Source organism: Klebsiella sp. 7-CIP_Kleb. (assembly GCF_050378655.1).
GTDB classification, from domain to species: Bacteria; Pseudomonadota; Gammaproteobacteria; order Enterobacterales; family Enterobacteriaceae; genus Klebsiella; species Klebsiella quasipneumoniae.
The window spans coordinates 406,514-420,426 of record NZ_JBNRLJ010000001.1; the positions used below are offsets into that span (position 1 = coordinate 406,514).

Annotated in this window: 9 protein-coding genes and 1 riboswitch; of the genes, 2 read left to right on the forward strand and 7 right to left on the reverse strand. The window is 59.7% G+C overall.

What is annotated here, in order from left to right; translation table 11 throughout:
• Positions 1–1,911, reverse strand: coding sequence for a penicillin-binding protein 2 (gene mrdA / locus ACQUTI_RS01995; protein ID WP_017900544.1), 1,911 nt, complete (start codon positions 1,909–1,911; stop codon positions 1–3).
• Between the two features lie 221 nt (positions 1,912–2,132).
• Positions 2,133–2,765 carry a LysE family translocator gene (locus ACQUTI_RS02000; RefSeq protein ID WP_004202603.1) on the reverse strand — a complete coding sequence of 211 codons (633 nt, stop codon included), beginning with the start codon at positions 2,763–2,765 and terminating at the stop codon, positions 2,133–2,135.
• 17 nt (positions 2,766–2,782) lie between these two features.
• A riboswitch (ZMP/ZTP riboswitch) is annotated at positions 2,783–2,862 on the reverse strand.
• 343 nt (positions 2,863–3,205) lie between these two features.
• Here ACQUTI_RS02000 and katG point away from each other — a divergent pair.
• Positions 3,206–5,383, forward strand: coding sequence for a catalase/peroxidase HPI (gene katG / locus ACQUTI_RS02005; protein WP_243826956.1), 2,178 nt, complete (start codon positions 3,206–3,208; stop codon positions 5,381–5,383).
• Between the two features lie 33 nt (positions 5,384–5,416).
• Here the strand turns inward: katG and zapE are convergent, their stop codons facing one another.
• Positions 5,417–6,478 (reverse strand): cell division protein ZapE, encoded by a 1,062-nt coding sequence (gene zapE / locus ACQUTI_RS02010; protein ID WP_243826957.1) that lies wholly within the window; start codon positions 6,476–6,478, stop codon positions 5,417–5,419.
• Positions 6,479–6,574: 96 nt separating this feature from the next.
• Positions 6,575–7,255 (reverse strand): MgtC family protein, encoded by a 681-nt coding sequence (locus ACQUTI_RS02015; RefSeq protein WP_004202612.1) that lies wholly within the window; start codon positions 7,253–7,255, stop codon positions 6,575–6,577.
• Positions 7,256–7,854: 599 nt separating this feature from the next.
• Between ACQUTI_RS02015 and ACQUTI_RS02020 the strand changes: the two genes are divergently transcribed.
• The gene (locus tag ACQUTI_RS02020) at positions 7,855–9,261 is read left to right on the forward strand and encodes an MFS transporter (RefSeq protein WP_043519626.1); all 1,407 of its coding nucleotides are present in this window, start codon (positions 7,855–7,857) and stop codon (positions 9,259–9,261) included.
• Between the two features lie 8 nt (positions 9,262–9,269).
• On the opposite strand, the gene ACQUTI_RS02025 is transcribed toward ACQUTI_RS02020, so the two are convergent.
• The 3 genes from ACQUTI_RS02025 to ACQUTI_RS02035 all read right to left on the reverse strand — a co-directional run bounded on the left by ACQUTI_RS02025 (position 9,270) and on the right by ACQUTI_RS02035 (position 13,837).
• A complete protein-coding gene (locus ACQUTI_RS02025; RefSeq protein ID WP_004202617.1) occupies positions 9,270–10,151 on the reverse strand; it encodes a LysR family transcriptional regulator in 882 nt (293 codons plus the stop codon).
• A 146-nt stretch (positions 10,152–10,297) separates the two neighbouring features.
• Positions 10,298–12,598, reverse strand: coding sequence for an FdhF/YdeP family oxidoreductase (locus tag ACQUTI_RS02030; protein WP_064177782.1), 2,301 nt, complete (start codon positions 12,596–12,598; stop codon positions 10,298–10,300).
• 321 nt (positions 12,599–12,919) lie between these two features.
• Positions 12,920–13,837, reverse strand: a complete 918-nt coding sequence (locus tag ACQUTI_RS02035) for a bestrophin family protein (RefSeq protein WP_017900541.1) — start codon at positions 13,835–13,837, stop codon at positions 12,920–12,922.
• Positions 13,838–13,913 lie beyond the last annotated feature (76 nt).

The window sequence follows — 13,913 nt, forward strand, 5'->3', positions numbered from 1 at the left end:
TTACTGGGCGTCCGCGCTCTCCCGCTGCGGCACGTCGGCTGCGGCCGCCGGCGCCTGCTGCGGGACAAATATATGGTCCAGAATGGCGCGCGCCGTCGGTCCGGCCACCACCCCATCCCCGCCGCCGTTCTCCAGGATTAGCGCCATCGCCACCTTCGGATGCTGATAAGGGGCAAACAGCGTATAGAAGATGTGATCCCGCAGACGCACCGGGATCATTTTGGCGTTATAGGTCTGGTTTTGCTTCAGACTGAACACCTGCGAAGTCCCGGACTTCGCCGCAATCTGGTACGGCGCGGTATGGAACAGCTTGTAGCCGGTGCCGTTGGGCAGATTCGCCATCCCATACATACCGTTGCGCACAATGCCCCAGTACGGGGATTTTGGATCGCCCACCTGCGGCAGGTTCGCCGGCTGCTGATAGCGTTCCACATGATTGCCCTGCTTCATCGAATAGAGCAGATGCGGGTCCTGCACCTTACCGTTGTTCAGGAGCGTGGTGAGCGCTTTCACCATCTGGATGGGGGTGGCGATCCAGTATCCCTGGCCGATACCGACGGAGATGGTATCCCCCTGGTACCAGGGCTTTTTATGCACTCGCTGTTTCCACTCCCGGCTGGGCAGCACCCCGCTATACTCCTCATTGAGATCGATGCCGGTGGACTGGCCGTAGCCGAATTTGCTCAGCCACTCATGGATCCGGTCGATGCCCATCTCGAAGGCAACCTGGTAGAAAAAGGTGTCCGCCGACTCTTCAATGGCTTTGGTCACGTTGAGCATGCCGTGGCCGGTTTTCAGCCAGTCGCGGTAGCGACGCTGCGTGCCCGGCAGGGTCCACGTCGGCGCCCCGAAGAAGGTGGTGTTCGGCGTGATCACGCCGGCGGAGAGCGCCGACAGCGCCATATAGGGCTTCACCGTCGAGGCCGGGGGATACAGCCCCTGGGTGACGCGGTTGATCAGCGGCCGGTCCGGGTTATCCAGCAGCGATTTATAGGCCTGATAGCCGATACCTTTGACGAACGGGTTAGGATCATAGCTGGGGCTGGAGACCATCGCCAGCACCCCGCCATCCCGGGGATCGACCACCACCACCGCCGCGCGCTGCCCCTTCAGCACCGACTCAATATACTGCTGCAGGTGCAGGTCAAGGGTCAGGTAGAGGTTTTTCCCGGCCACCGGCGGTACTTCTTTCAACAGACGCACCACCCGGCCGTGGTTGTCCACTTCCACCTCCTGGTAGCCGGTGGTGCCGTGGAGCGCTTTTTCGTAATAACCCTCGATCCCCTGCTTGCCGATATTGTGGTCGGCAGCATAGTTCTCCTCTTCGCCATCTTTCGCCAGCCGCTGCAGGTCGCTGTCGTTGATTTTCGACACATAGCCCACCACGTGCGCCAGCTCTGCGCCGTAGGGGTATTCACGCTGCTGATAGCTCTCCACCGTCACCCCGGGGAAACGGAATTCGTTGACCGCGAAGCGGGCCACCTCCACGTCGCTGAGGTCGGATTTGAGGGTAACCGCTTTATAGCGGCTGCTGTGGTGCATATCGTCGCGGAAGCTGGCGATGTCGTCCGGCGTCAGGTCGACAATCGGCGTCAGGGTTTGCAGCAGCGCGGCCATATCGGGAATTTTGCTCGGGATCACCTGCAGGCGATACAGGGTAATATTCTGCACCAGCGGTATGCCGTTGCGATCGAATATCAGCCCGCGGCTGGGGGCGATGGGCAGCATTTTAATATCGTTTTGGTTGGAACGGGTCTGGTAGAAATCGTGCTGCTCCACCTGCAGATGGTAGAGGTTGAAAATCAGCACGCCAAAGCAGACCACCACCAGCAGAAAGGCGATTGCGGCCCGGCGGATAAACAGCATCTCTTCCGCGGAGTGGTCGCGAATTTCATCTCTCAAAAGGGGCATTAGCGGTACATCACCTGGATCACGGGAAAAGCCAACGGCGTAACGGCCGGGAAGCATAGCCTTATCGCGGCGTTAGCCCTACTGAAAGGTTGCTAATGATCTGGCAGAAATGTTTCAGCATGTTAGAGCCTGGAGAGCCTTTCTCTGTGGCAGAAAGGCATCAGGGTGCGAGGTTAGCCAGCGACGGATATCGCTGGCCTCCCTTTTCCCGACAAACCCGGTTATTTTCTGGCCTCAAAAGCGATCTTAACCGCCATTCCGGCCAGTACCGTCGCCATCAGCCAGCGTTGAAATTGTTGCCAGCCCGGCCGCCGGCTAAGAAATAACGCCACCTGCCCGGCCAGCAAGATAATCAGGCCGTTCACCGCCACACTGATTAATACCTGAGTACAGCCTAACATTAACGACTGGCTGAGCACGCTACCGAGTCCGGGGGTGATAAACTGCGGCAGCAGGGACAAATAGAGGATAGCAACCTTGGGGTTCGCCAGGCTGGTGATAAATCCCATCAGAAACAGCTTACGCCCACTGTCCGCAGGTAATTCACGCACCGCGAATATCGGCCTCCCTCCTGGTTTTATCGCCTGCCACGCCAGATAGAGCAAATAAGCGACCCCGCATAAACGCAAGGCATCGTAGGCATAAGGGACCGCGAAAACCAACGCGGTAATGCCGAAAGCGGCACACAGCATATAGAAGAAAAAGCCCACGGCAACCCCGGCAAGGGAGATAAAGCCAGCGCGTTTTCCCTGGCAAATCGAACGCGAAGTGAGATACATCATATTGGGGCCGGGGGTTAACACTAATCCCAGCGCCACCGCGGCAAAGGCCATTAATGAAGCGAATTCAGGCATAACTTATCTCCAGATAGCGGTAATGCCCAGGCGCGCGGCGACGTCGACCATGCTCCCCAACAGTATTCTGTCTTTAGCGCCAGTCACATGGTGTCTAAGTATTAGCTTATTCTGTGTCCGCCAACAACCCCTGCGCCGGGCATTCGTTACGCTCGCTCAGCGGAAAACCCTCATCCTTTTCTCATAGTAAAATTGTCATATCTCAAACAATTAGCATTCCTTCGGCCCGATTGACGCAGATCGTTTCCTTTGCCGTCTCGTTACGTCTATGGTTAATGGTGAGGTGTATTTTTTACCCCTGGATCCGCCAGGTCATATAAGAGGGTGTTTCGCCCTTCGTTGAACGGAATTAGCTATTAAATCCGTAGACTCATTCAAATATCGCTTATTGGTAGCAGTGTATATCGTAACGGCATTCACAAAAGCAAACGGAGCCTGATATGAGCACGTCTAACGACCCATCCAACAACGCATCCGCCGGAAAGTGCCCTTTCCACGCCGAGACGCCCAAGCAGAGCGCCGGCAGCGGCACCGGCAACCGCGACTGGTGGCCTAACCAGCTGCGTGTCGATCTGCTGAACCAGCACTCCAGTCGTTCCAACCCGTTGGGTGAGGATTTTAACTACAGGGAAGAGTTTAAAAAGCTCGATTACTCCGCGCTGAAGGCTGACCTCAGAGCGCTGCTGACCGATTCGCAAGAGTGGTGGCCAGCAGACTGGGGCAGCTATATCGGTCTGTTTATTCGTATGGCCTGGCACGGCGCCGGCACCTACCGCACCGTTGACGGTCGCGGCGGCGCGGGTCGTGGGCAGCAGCGCTTTGCGCCGCTTAACTCCTGGCCTGACAACGTCAGCCTAGATAAGGCCCGCCGTCTGCTGTGGCCGGTGAAACAGAAATATGGCCAGAAAATCTCCTGGGCCGACCTTTACATGCTGGCGGGTAACGTGGCGCTGGAAAACGCCGGCTTCCGCACCTTCGGTTTTGGCGCCGGTCGTGAAGATGTCTGGGAACCGGATCTGGACGTTGACTGGGGTGATGAGAAAGAGTGGCTGGCCCACCGTCACCCGGAAAGCCTGGCGAAACAGGCCATCGGCGCCACCGAAATGGGGCTGATTTACGTTAACCCGGAAGGACCGAACGCCAGCGGCGAGCCGCTGTCCGCCGCCGCGGCCATTCGCGCCACCTTCGGCAATATGGCGATGGACGATGAAGAAATAGTCGCGCTGATCGCCGGCGGCCACACGCTGGGTAAAACCCATGGCGCCGCAGAAACCAGCCACGTCGGCGCCGAGCCGGAAGCCGCGCCGCTGGAAGCACAGGGCCTGGGCTGGCACTCCAGCTACGGCAGCGGCGCAGGCGCGGATGCCATTACCTCCGGTCTGGAAGTGGTCTGGACGCAGACGCCCACCCAGTGGAGCAACTACTTTTTCGAGAACCTGTTCAAATACGAATGGGTGCAGACCCGCAGCCCGGCGGGCGCTATCCAGTTCGAAGCCAAAGACGCGCCGGAAATTATCCCGGATCCGTTTAACCCGGGGAAAAAGCGCAAACCGACCATGCTGGTCACCGACCTGACCCTGCGCTTCGACCCGGAGTTTGAGAAGATCTCCCGTCGCTTCCTCAACGACCCGCAGGCTTTTAACGAGGCCTTCGCCCGGGCGTGGTTCAAGCTGACCCACCGCGATATGGGGCCGAAATCCCGTTACCTCGGGCCGGAAGTGCCAAAAGAAGATCTGATTTGGCAGGATCCGCTGCCGGCGGCCATCCATCAGCCGAGCGCGGAAGACATCGCCAGCCTGAAAACCGCCATCGCCGGCGCCGGCCTGTCGGTGAGTGAGCTGGTATCGGTAGCCTGGGCCTCCGCCTCCACTTTCCGCGGCGGCGATAAGCGCGGCGGCGCCAACGGCGCGCGTCTGGCGCTGGCCCCGCAGAAGGACTGGCCGGTCAATGCTATCGCCAGCCGGGTGCTGCCGACCCTGCAGGCGATCCAGCGCGCCTCCGGCAAAGCGTCGCTGGCCGATATCATCGTGCTGGCTGGCGTGGTCGGCGTTGAGCAGGCAGCGGCGGCGGCTGGCGTCAGCGTCAACGTGCCGTTTACCCCTGGCCGCGTCGACGCCCTGCCTGAGCAGACCGACGTCGAGTCGTTTGACCTGCTGCAGCCGCTGGCGGATGGCTTCCGCAACTACCGTCGCATCGAGGGCGGTGTGTCGACGGAAACGCTGCTGATCGATAAAGCGCAGCAGCTGACCTTAACCGCTCCGGAAATGACGGTTCTGGTGGGTGGACTGCGCGTGCTGGGCGCCAACTACGACGGCAGCAAACACGGGGTGTTTACCGACCGCGTCGGCGTGCTCAGCAATGACTTCTTCGTCAACCTGCTGGATATGGCCACCGTCTGGAAACCGGCCGATGATCGGGCGGAGCTGTTTACCGGCAGCGACCGTAAAACCGGCGAAGCGAAGTACAGCGCCACCCGCGTGGATCTGGTGTTTGGCTCCAACTCGGTCCTTCGCGCCCTGGCGGAAGTGTACGCCTGCGCCGACGGGCAGCAGAAGCTGGTGCATGACTTTGTCGCCGCCTGGACCAAGGTGATGAACCTCGACCGTTTCGACCTGTGATCCCCTCGCCCCGGCACCCGCCGGGGCTTTTTTTTATACCGCCCGCGGCAGCTGTTGCAGGCGGCTCCGCGTTCGCTGAATATCCTCCAGTTCCACCCCGGCCACCAGCGTCTCCAGGTCGCAGCGGGTCACCAGCAGCAGGCGGATCTGCTTTTCATACAACACATCAATCACGTTGATAAAGCGCTGCTGGGCCGCCGGCCCAACCGTGGCTAGCGGCGGCACCTCGTCCAGCAACCAGACGGCATAACGTTCGCTGAGCGCCAGATAGTCCATCACAGCCGTGGCGGCCTGGCAGAGCTGGGCAAAAGAGAAATGGAGCAAGGCGGGTGACGCCGCGGCCGCCTGCAGCGTGCGGTAGCCTACCTCCAGCGGGACCGGTTCGGCAGGCAGCGAGGGCAGCTCGTACAGCTGACGCTGTGATTCGCCCGGGTTAACCCATAGCCGCCCGCTGCAGAAGGCGTTATCCTGGCTCAGATGCCGTTCGCGATAATCCTCCTCGCCGTTAAGCGCGACGACCGCCAGGTGGGCGCGGATCAGCGCGATCGACGGTAAAAAGCGATCGTGATACAGCGGATTAGGCAGCAGCATCTCCGGCGGGTAGTTAGAGGTTGCCAGCAGCACGATGCCCCGTTGAAAAAGGTGTTCCAGCAGCGCCTTCATCAGCATGGCGTCGCCGGGGTCGTGAAGATGAAATTCGTCGAAACACAGCAGGCGGCAGCCGGAGGTCATCTGCATCATCACCGTCTGCAGGCCAGGCGCGCCGGGGGTATTCAGCCGCTGGTGCAGTTCGCGGAAGAAGTGATGAAAATGGACCCGACGCCGGGCGGCAAGCGGCAGGCTGGCAAAAAAGTGATCGAGAATATAGCTTTTCCCTCGCCCGGTGCGTCCCCAGACGTACAGTCCCTGCGGCGTGCCGGGCGCGGACAACAGCTGCTGGCCCAGGGCGTCCAGGCGAGCGATGAGCGACAGCTGATCGTTGTCCAGCGTCAGACGGGCACGCGCCGCCTGCTCGGCCATCACGCGGGTAAAGCGAAAATCAGCCGTCGTCATAGTCTGGCCAGATTCCGACGGCACACATCCATTATTTAACATTCTTATAACCTCCGGCAGGAGGCCATTCTAGCCGCTTTCCCACGGGTTGGCGAATCGCGCGGCCAGCGGCCGTTTCCGCTGCCCCACCGCCTGTCTCTACGCTTCTCCGACGCGCCAGTGTACCGAGGTGACGTTCTGCTGAACGCCCACTTGCGCCATAATCTGCGCCAGCGTTTTCTGATGCTGCTTATGGCTAATCAGCTCCGCGCAAATCTCCAGCTGATCAGCCGTGTCTGCTGCCGCCGACTGTAATCCCTGCAGGGTGAACCTCTGCTGCTGAGCAATATTCAGCAGCAGCTGACGCACGGCCTTTTCATGCTCGCGCAAACAGGTGACGCGTAAGATATAGCGTTTTTCTTCGTCACCGGCGCCCGGCAAGGCATGAATACGCTGCGCCGCTTCGCGGAGCAGGATGTTGGCGCACAGAATAATCAGCGTCGCCGCCGTCGCGTTCCAGAACTGCCCCAGGCCGCAAAGGACACCGATACCGGCCGAGCACCACAGGGTGGCGGCGGTATTGAGGCCGCGAACGTTCATGCCATCGCGCATAATCACTCCCGCCCCAAGGAAGCCGATACCGGAGACGATCTGCGCCGCAATGCGCCCCGGGCTGTCCGGCGAGGCCGACATCGCGCTAAGAATAAACACCGCCGCGCCGGTGGCCACCAGCGCATTGGTCCGCAAACCGGCCATACGTTGCCGCCATTGTCTTTCCGCGCCGATCAGCGCTCCCAGCAGCATTGCCGCGAGTAAATGTGTCATATAAGGAAATACCATCGCGCCTTCCTCCAGATAACAGAAAGCAATAAAAATGTATTGATGTCGCGCTCAGCCGCGCCGGGCAATTAGCGGGCGGGTGATGGTGGAGGAAATAAGGTGGTGGGAAACAGAAACATAACGATGCCTCTCGCGTTCGGTCGCGAATCACTACATTCAGGGAGGCAATCCGGTAATCAAAGATTGCTGCCCGCCGGTTCGGCAAGCAGCGAAAATAGTCGCGTTAACTTGCCGGAGAATAACAATAAGGATGACTGTCCAACGCATGACTCCTGTATGAAAGTGGGCACATTATAGCCCGGCGCAATAGCGGGTAAAGCGGGAAAACGCCGCCAGTGAGGATTCGTTTACTCTGTCTGGCCCTGGGCCTGGCCCTGCACAGCGCGACATCGCCTGGCGGAGAACATTGCCCCCCACGGTGATTTACTTCAATTCTTCCCTCAGCGTGCGGCGAAAAGCAGCAGAAATATCATCTTTTACCCTGCATGGCGCGATCTTGCGCTAAAGATTGCCGTTAACGCTAAAGATTAAAAATTTAAAACTATTAACAATCACTTAACATTAGCAGGCAAACCATTCTTCCTGAGGAACACAACACCATGTCTACCACCCAGGTTCTCGGCGAATCGCCCTATGCATCGCCAGGACAACCGCACGCCAGCTTAACCGGACGCATTGACGCGCTGCCCGCCTCCTTCGGGTTATGGTCGTTTATCACCCTACTCTCCCTCGGCGGCTTCTTTGAGCTCTACGATTTGTTCCAGACCGGGTACATCAGCGCGGGCCTGCTGGCGGAGGGTATTTTCCACACCGGCGCGGCGGGGATCTTTGGCATCGCCGATCAGGCGGCCTTTGCCTCCGCCACCTTTATGGGGTTGTTTATCGGCGCGAGTCTGCTGGCGCCGCTGGCGGACAAGCTAGGGCGCCGCCTGACCTTTATGGTGGCGCTCGCCTGGTACGGCTTTTTCTCGCTGCTGATGGCGACCCAGAGCAGTGCGGAAGGGGTGATCTTCTTCCGCTTTCTGGTGGGAATCGGCCTCGGCATTGAGCTGGTGACCATTGACACCTACCTCAGCGAATGGGTACCTACCCACCTGCGCAATAAAGCCTTCGCCTTTGCCTTCTTTATTCAGTTCTTGTCGGTTCCGGCGGTAGCGCTGATGTCCTGGATATTGGTGCCAACCACCCTCTTCGGCCTCAGCGGCTGGCGCTGGGTGATCATCTTCGGTGCGCTGTTCTCGCTGGCGATCTGGTTTATCCGCAAAAAGCTGCCGGAGTCAGCCCGCTGGCTGGAAACCAAAGGGCGGCATGATGAAGCGCATGCGGTGATGTGCGCCATGGAAGCCCGCTGCGGCCTGACGCCGTCGCCGAAGCATGCGCAGGCGGCACAGAGCGTCGTCAAACGCGGCACCTTCGGCGAAATCTGGGCGCCGCAGTATCGGCAGCGCACCCTGATGCTGATGGTGATGAATTTCTTCCAGGCGATCGGTTTCTTCGGCTTTGGCAACTGGCTGCCGGCGCTGCTCTCCGGTCAGGGGGCCAGTATCACCCACAGTCTGCTGTACGCCTTCTTTATCACCCTCGCCTATCCGCTGGGCTGCCTGTTCTGCACCCGCTTCGTGCATCGCTTTGAGAACAAGTGGCAGATCGTACTCTCCGCGCTGATGACCGTCATCTTCGGCACCCTGTTTGCGCTGCAAAACAATCCTATCCTGCTGGTGATCTGCGGGTTTATGATCACCTGGTCCAACGCCTGGCTGACCATCAGCTACCACGCCTACCAGGCCGAGGTATTCCCGACCCATATTCGCGCCCGCGCCGTCGGCTTCTGCTACTCGTTCAGTCGTCTCTCGACGGCGGTGACCAGCATCCTGATCGGCATTATTCTGCAATATGCCGGCACGCCGGGGGTGATTAGCTTTATCGTCGTCAGTATGCTGATGGTGATGCTGTCGGTGGGGATCTTCGGCCCGAGAACCCGAGGCATTCGACTGGAGAATATCTGAGGCTGGCCTCAGCCAAAAATCCCCTGCGCCTCGGCGAAGCATTTTTCCGCCAGGGACGAGACCGGCTCCTGCTGGCGCATAATCAGCGCCAGCTGCGAATCGACCTGGGTTTCGGCGATCGGCAGAATTTCAAGATTATCGCTCAGCGCTTCGAGGCCGTTGTTAAGCGGCATAATGGCGCAGCAGATCCCCGCCTGCACCGCCTGGATAATCTGAAACGTTGAATCGCTTTCAAAGACAGACGTCGGGGTTAGCCCTTTGGCCTTAAAGCTGATTTCAATGGATTCCCGGTAGTACATTCCCTTGGTCAGAAAGCCAAGGGGCAGCGCCGCCAGCGTATCCCAGCCCGGCGTCCCGGCGCTGAAGTCGAAATGGCGTTTATCGTGCAGCAGTCCCATCCGGGTTTGCGGCAGCCGGGCGATCTTAAACAGGCGTTCATCCAGATGCTGCAGGTAACAGATCCCCAGGTCCAGCTGGTTGCGGCTGACGCCATCGATAATCTGCTCCGAGGTCATTGACAGCAGGCTGAACTGCAGCGCCGGGTATTTCTCCGCGAGGGGTTTAATCAGCTGCATCGGGTTGAGGCTCGCCAGTGGCACCATACCAACCCGCAGCTGGCCGACCATCTGCCCGCGACAGATGGCCGCCTCCGCCGCCAGGCCGTCATGGGCGGCAAGCACCGCCCGCGCCCACGCGAGGATCCGCTCCCCCTCAGGGGTAAAACCCTCAAAGCGCTGCCCGCGCTGGATAAGGGTCAGGTTCAGCTCCTCTTCCAGATTACGAATGCGCATGGAGAGGGTTGGCTGGGTAATATGGCAGGCTGCCGCCGCCTGGCCAAAATGGCGCGTCTGATCGAGCGCGATCAAATACTTGAGTTGCTTAATATCCATTCTCTTTCCCGTTTGAACCCCGCCGTTCACCCCCGGGGCCGCGCACAGGTTACCAGAATGTTAGTTTCATCACCGATAAATTCAAGCGAGGACAGGAGGGGCGACGGGGCGCAGGACGGCGCGACGCCGCCCAACGCCCTGCTTCTTTAACGCGCGCTGGCCAGCGGGCGAATCTCTTTCGAGCGCAGCGTCAGGCGGACAGGGACTGACTTATAGGAGGGCGTACCGCTCTCTTCATCCAGATAGTTCAAGGGCACCAGCACGTTGGCTTCCGGATAATAGGCGCCGACGGTGCCGGGCGCGATGCCGTAGGCCACCACGGTGATATCTCTGAGCGTCAACGCGCTGCCCGGCAGCGCGGTGTGGATATCCACCCGATCGCCATGCTCCAGGCCCTGGTCGGCCATATCCTGCTCGTTCATAAACAGCACGTCGCGACGGCCAAAAACGCCGCGGTAACGGTCATCCATAGCGTAGATGGTGGTGTTGTACTGGTCGTGGCTGCGCAGGGTCACTAAGCGCATCACATCCTCGCCCTCCACCACCACGTTCTCATGCACGCCTTTGAAAACCGAGAACATGGCTTTGCCGGTGGCGGTAGGCCAGATGCGCTCGGTCGGCGGCAGCGGCATGCGAAAGCCCCCTGGGTGACGAATGCGCTGGTTGTAATCCTCGAACCCCGGAATGGTCTGTTCGATCAGATCGCGAATGCGGTCGTAATCTTCCACCAGATACAGCCAGTCGACTTTGCTGGCCGGCAGTGTGGCCTTCGCCAGACCGGCGACAATCGCCGGCTCCGAGCGCAGCGTCGGCGAGGCGGGCTTAAGCTTGCCTGAGGAGGCATGTACCATCGACATCGAATCCTCGACGGTGATCGACTGTCGGCCGCTGGCCTGCAGGTCAAGCTCGGTGCGGCCCAGACACGGCAGAATAAAGGTCTCTTTCGCCGTCAGCAGGTGCGAGCGGTTGAGCTTGGTGCCGACATGAACGCTGAGCTCAAGGTTGCGCATCGCCGGGAAAGCGCGTTCGTGATCCGGCATCGCCACGGCGAAGTTGCCCCCGAGGCAGATCAGGGCTTTGGCGTCGCCAGCGATCATGGCCTCCAGCGCCTTCACCGCATCGTGACCATGATGCCGCGGCGGCACGATCCCCATCACCCGCTGCAGGCTGTCAAGGAAGGCGGCGGTGGGTTTTTCGCTGATCCCGACGGTGCGGTTTCCCTGCACGTTTGAATGGCCGCGTAATGGGCAGATCCCGGCTCCTGGCTTGCCGATATTACCGCGCATCAGCAGCAGGTCGGCAATCAACCGGACGTTGGAGGTCCCTTTATTATGCTGGGTGATGCCCATGCCGTAGGTGACGATGGTGGCCGTGGATTTGGCGTAGGCCACGGCGACCTGGGTTAGCGACTCGCGCGTCAGGCCGGACTCCTGCTCAATATCCTGCCAGCGGGTGGCGTGCAGATCCTCGGCGAAGGCGGCGAACCCCTGGGTATGTTGCGCAATAAACGCGTGGTCGAGCACCTGGCCCTGCTCTTCCTCCAGCTGCAGCAGCGCTTTGGCGATCCCTTTCAGCGCCGCCGCGTCGCCGCCGGCCCGTACCTGGTAGTAAGTCGACGCGATCGGCGTCGAGCGATATGTCGCCATCTCCATCACGTTCTGCGGGTCGGCAAAACGCTCCAGCGCCCGCTCACGCAATGGGTTAAAAACGATAATCGGCACACCCCGGCGGGAAAGCTCATGCAGAGTGCCCATCATCCGCGGATGGTTGGTGCCCGGATTATGGCCGATGGAGATCACCAGTTCGGTCTGGTCAAAATCATCGAGGGAGACGGTGCCTTTGCCAATGCCGATCGACTGCGGCAGGCCCACGCTGGTAGATTCATGGCACATGTTAGAGCAGTCGGGAAAGTTATTGGTGCCGTACTCGCGGGCAAACAGCTGAAACAGCCACGCCGCTTCATTGGAGGCCCGTCCGGAGGTGTAGAATTCAACTTCATCTGGCTGCAGGCCGCGAAGGATCTCGCCGATACGGGCGAAGGCCGCCTCCCACGCCACCGGTCGCAGGGTATCGCTGGCGCGGTCGTAGACCAAAGGATGGGTTAAGCGGCCATAGCCCTCCAGTTCAAAATCGCTTTTCGCCAGCAGGGAGGTCACGGTGTTAGCCGCGAGGAACGCTGGCGTCACCCGTTTGGTGGTCGCCTCCCAGGTAACGGCTTTGGCGCCATTTTCGCAAAACTGAAAAGTGGATTTATGCTCTTTATCCGGCCAGGCGCAGCCCGGGCAGTCAAACCCATCCGGCTGGTTAGTTCGCAGCAGCGTGGCGGGCGCCTCGAAGGCATCCATCTGGGTACGCACGGCAATGGCCGTGGCCTTCAGCGCGCCCCACCCGCCTGCCGGACCGTCATAGGGGTGAACACCGGGAACCGCGCGTCTTTTATTGGTCATCTTTTTACTCCTGCTGCTCTGTTCTGGCCGCCGCCGGCCGAAAAAAAGCGTGCGACGACCCCGGCGACGAGGCGTGGTGTGCGCGGCGTCACCTGATAAGAATGCTGTTTCTCAAGGATAGTACGATGGGAAAGCGTAGGTACTGCGTTTGTTAACCGAATAATAACATACGCCACAAATCTGTATAATTGATGTTATCTATCGGGTGTTAAATTTAACTTATTTGCAAATTTTGCCTTTATCGCCGCCCTCTGCGCGGCGGGTCACGCGGGGACGGGAAAGTGATGACCGGGCAGCGGAAACTGCCCGGCGCGCAGGGGTTCAGGTCAGGTTGAAGTAACGGTCCGGACGCAGCGTCTCCGGCAGCGGATGTTGACCGGTCATGTCGAGCAGATTGCGCTCAATGGTGTTGCACATCGCGTTCAGCGGCAGGTCGTTGGCGGCGGTGCCGAAAGGATCCTCCAGCTCTTCCGCCAGCGAATCCCAGGATAAAAAGGTGTAGGAGATAAAGACCGAGACAAACGGCGTCATGTAGTGCAGATCCCCGACCAGGGCAAACGGCAGCAGCGTGCAGAACAGGTACACGGTGCGCTGCAGGATCAGGGTATAGGCGAACGGCACCGGGGTGGTGGCCAGCCTTTCGCAGCCGCCCAGCACGTGCGCCAGCTCATCGAGCTTATTGTCCATCAGCCCGTAGGTGATGTCGCTCAGCTTGCCCGCCTCGCGCAGCTGGCCAATTTCGTTACCGGCCAGCAGCAGGATCCGGTTGGTGGGCATCGAACTGGCGAGGATCTCCGTCACCCTCTCCTCGGGCAGCAGCCGCTGCAGGTCAGCCGTCGGATCGGTTTTGCGCAGCTGGTGCTTCAGGCTCCAGCTGAAGGCCACGAGATAGCTGACGATGCGCTGATGGGCATCGTGTTCCGCCGGCAGGATATTGCGCAGCTGGCGCACCAGGGTACGTTCGGCGATAAGCACCGTCCCCCACAGATTGCGCGCCTCGACGAAGCGGCTATAGCTGGCGCTGTTGCGAAAGCCGAGGAAAATCGCTATCGCGATGCCCAGCAGACTGAACGGCGCCACCGTTAAGTGGATCCCCAGCTGCGCGTACCATTGATAGCTGATAATGGCGATGATGGACATCAGCACATTAAGCAGCAGACGAAAGATGATTTTTGACAGCACGGAGCCGTGCCAGTCAAATAGGCGAAGAAACCAGTGTTGTTCTGGCCGAATGATCATTGTCTGACTTCCTGAATTACCGCTCTGGTCATTATCTCGAAATAAAGAATAGAGATTATCTATGAACCGATTGGTT

Excerpts from the sequence above, each read along its gene's own strand:
- zapE (WP_243826957.1), bottom strand. The coding sequence starts at position 6,478 with ATGTTAAATAATGGATGTGTGCCGTCGGAATCTGGCCAGACTATGACG.
- ACQUTI_RS02035 (WP_017900541.1), bottom strand. The coding sequence starts at position 13,837 with ATGATCATTCGGCCAGAACAACACTGGTTTCTTCGCCTATTTGACTGG.
- ACQUTI_RS02030 (WP_064177782.1), bottom strand. The coding sequence starts at position 12,598 with ATGACCAATAAAAGACGCGCGGTTCCCGGTGTTCACCCCTATGACGGT.
- ACQUTI_RS02020 (WP_043519626.1), top strand. The coding sequence starts at position 7,855 with ATGTCTACCACCCAGGTTCTCGGCGAATCGCCCTATGCATCGCCAGGA.
- mrdA (WP_017900544.1), bottom strand. The coding sequence starts at position 1,911 with ATGCCCCTTTTGAGAGATGAAATTCGCGACCACTCCGCGGAAGAGATG.
- ACQUTI_RS02015 (WP_004202612.1), bottom strand. The coding sequence starts at position 7,255 with ATGGTATTTCCTTATATGACACATTTACTCGCGGCAATGCTGCTGGGA.
- ACQUTI_RS02025 (WP_004202617.1), bottom strand. The coding sequence starts at position 10,151 with ATGGATATTAAGCAACTCAAGTATTTGATCGCGCTCGATCAGACGCGC.
- ACQUTI_RS02000 (WP_004202603.1), bottom strand. The coding sequence starts at position 2,765 with ATGCCTGAATTCGCTTCATTAATGGCCTTTGCCGCGGTGGCGCTGGGA.
- katG (WP_243826956.1), top strand. The coding sequence starts at position 3,206 with ATGAGCACGTCTAACGACCCATCCAACAACGCATCCGCCGGAAAGTGC.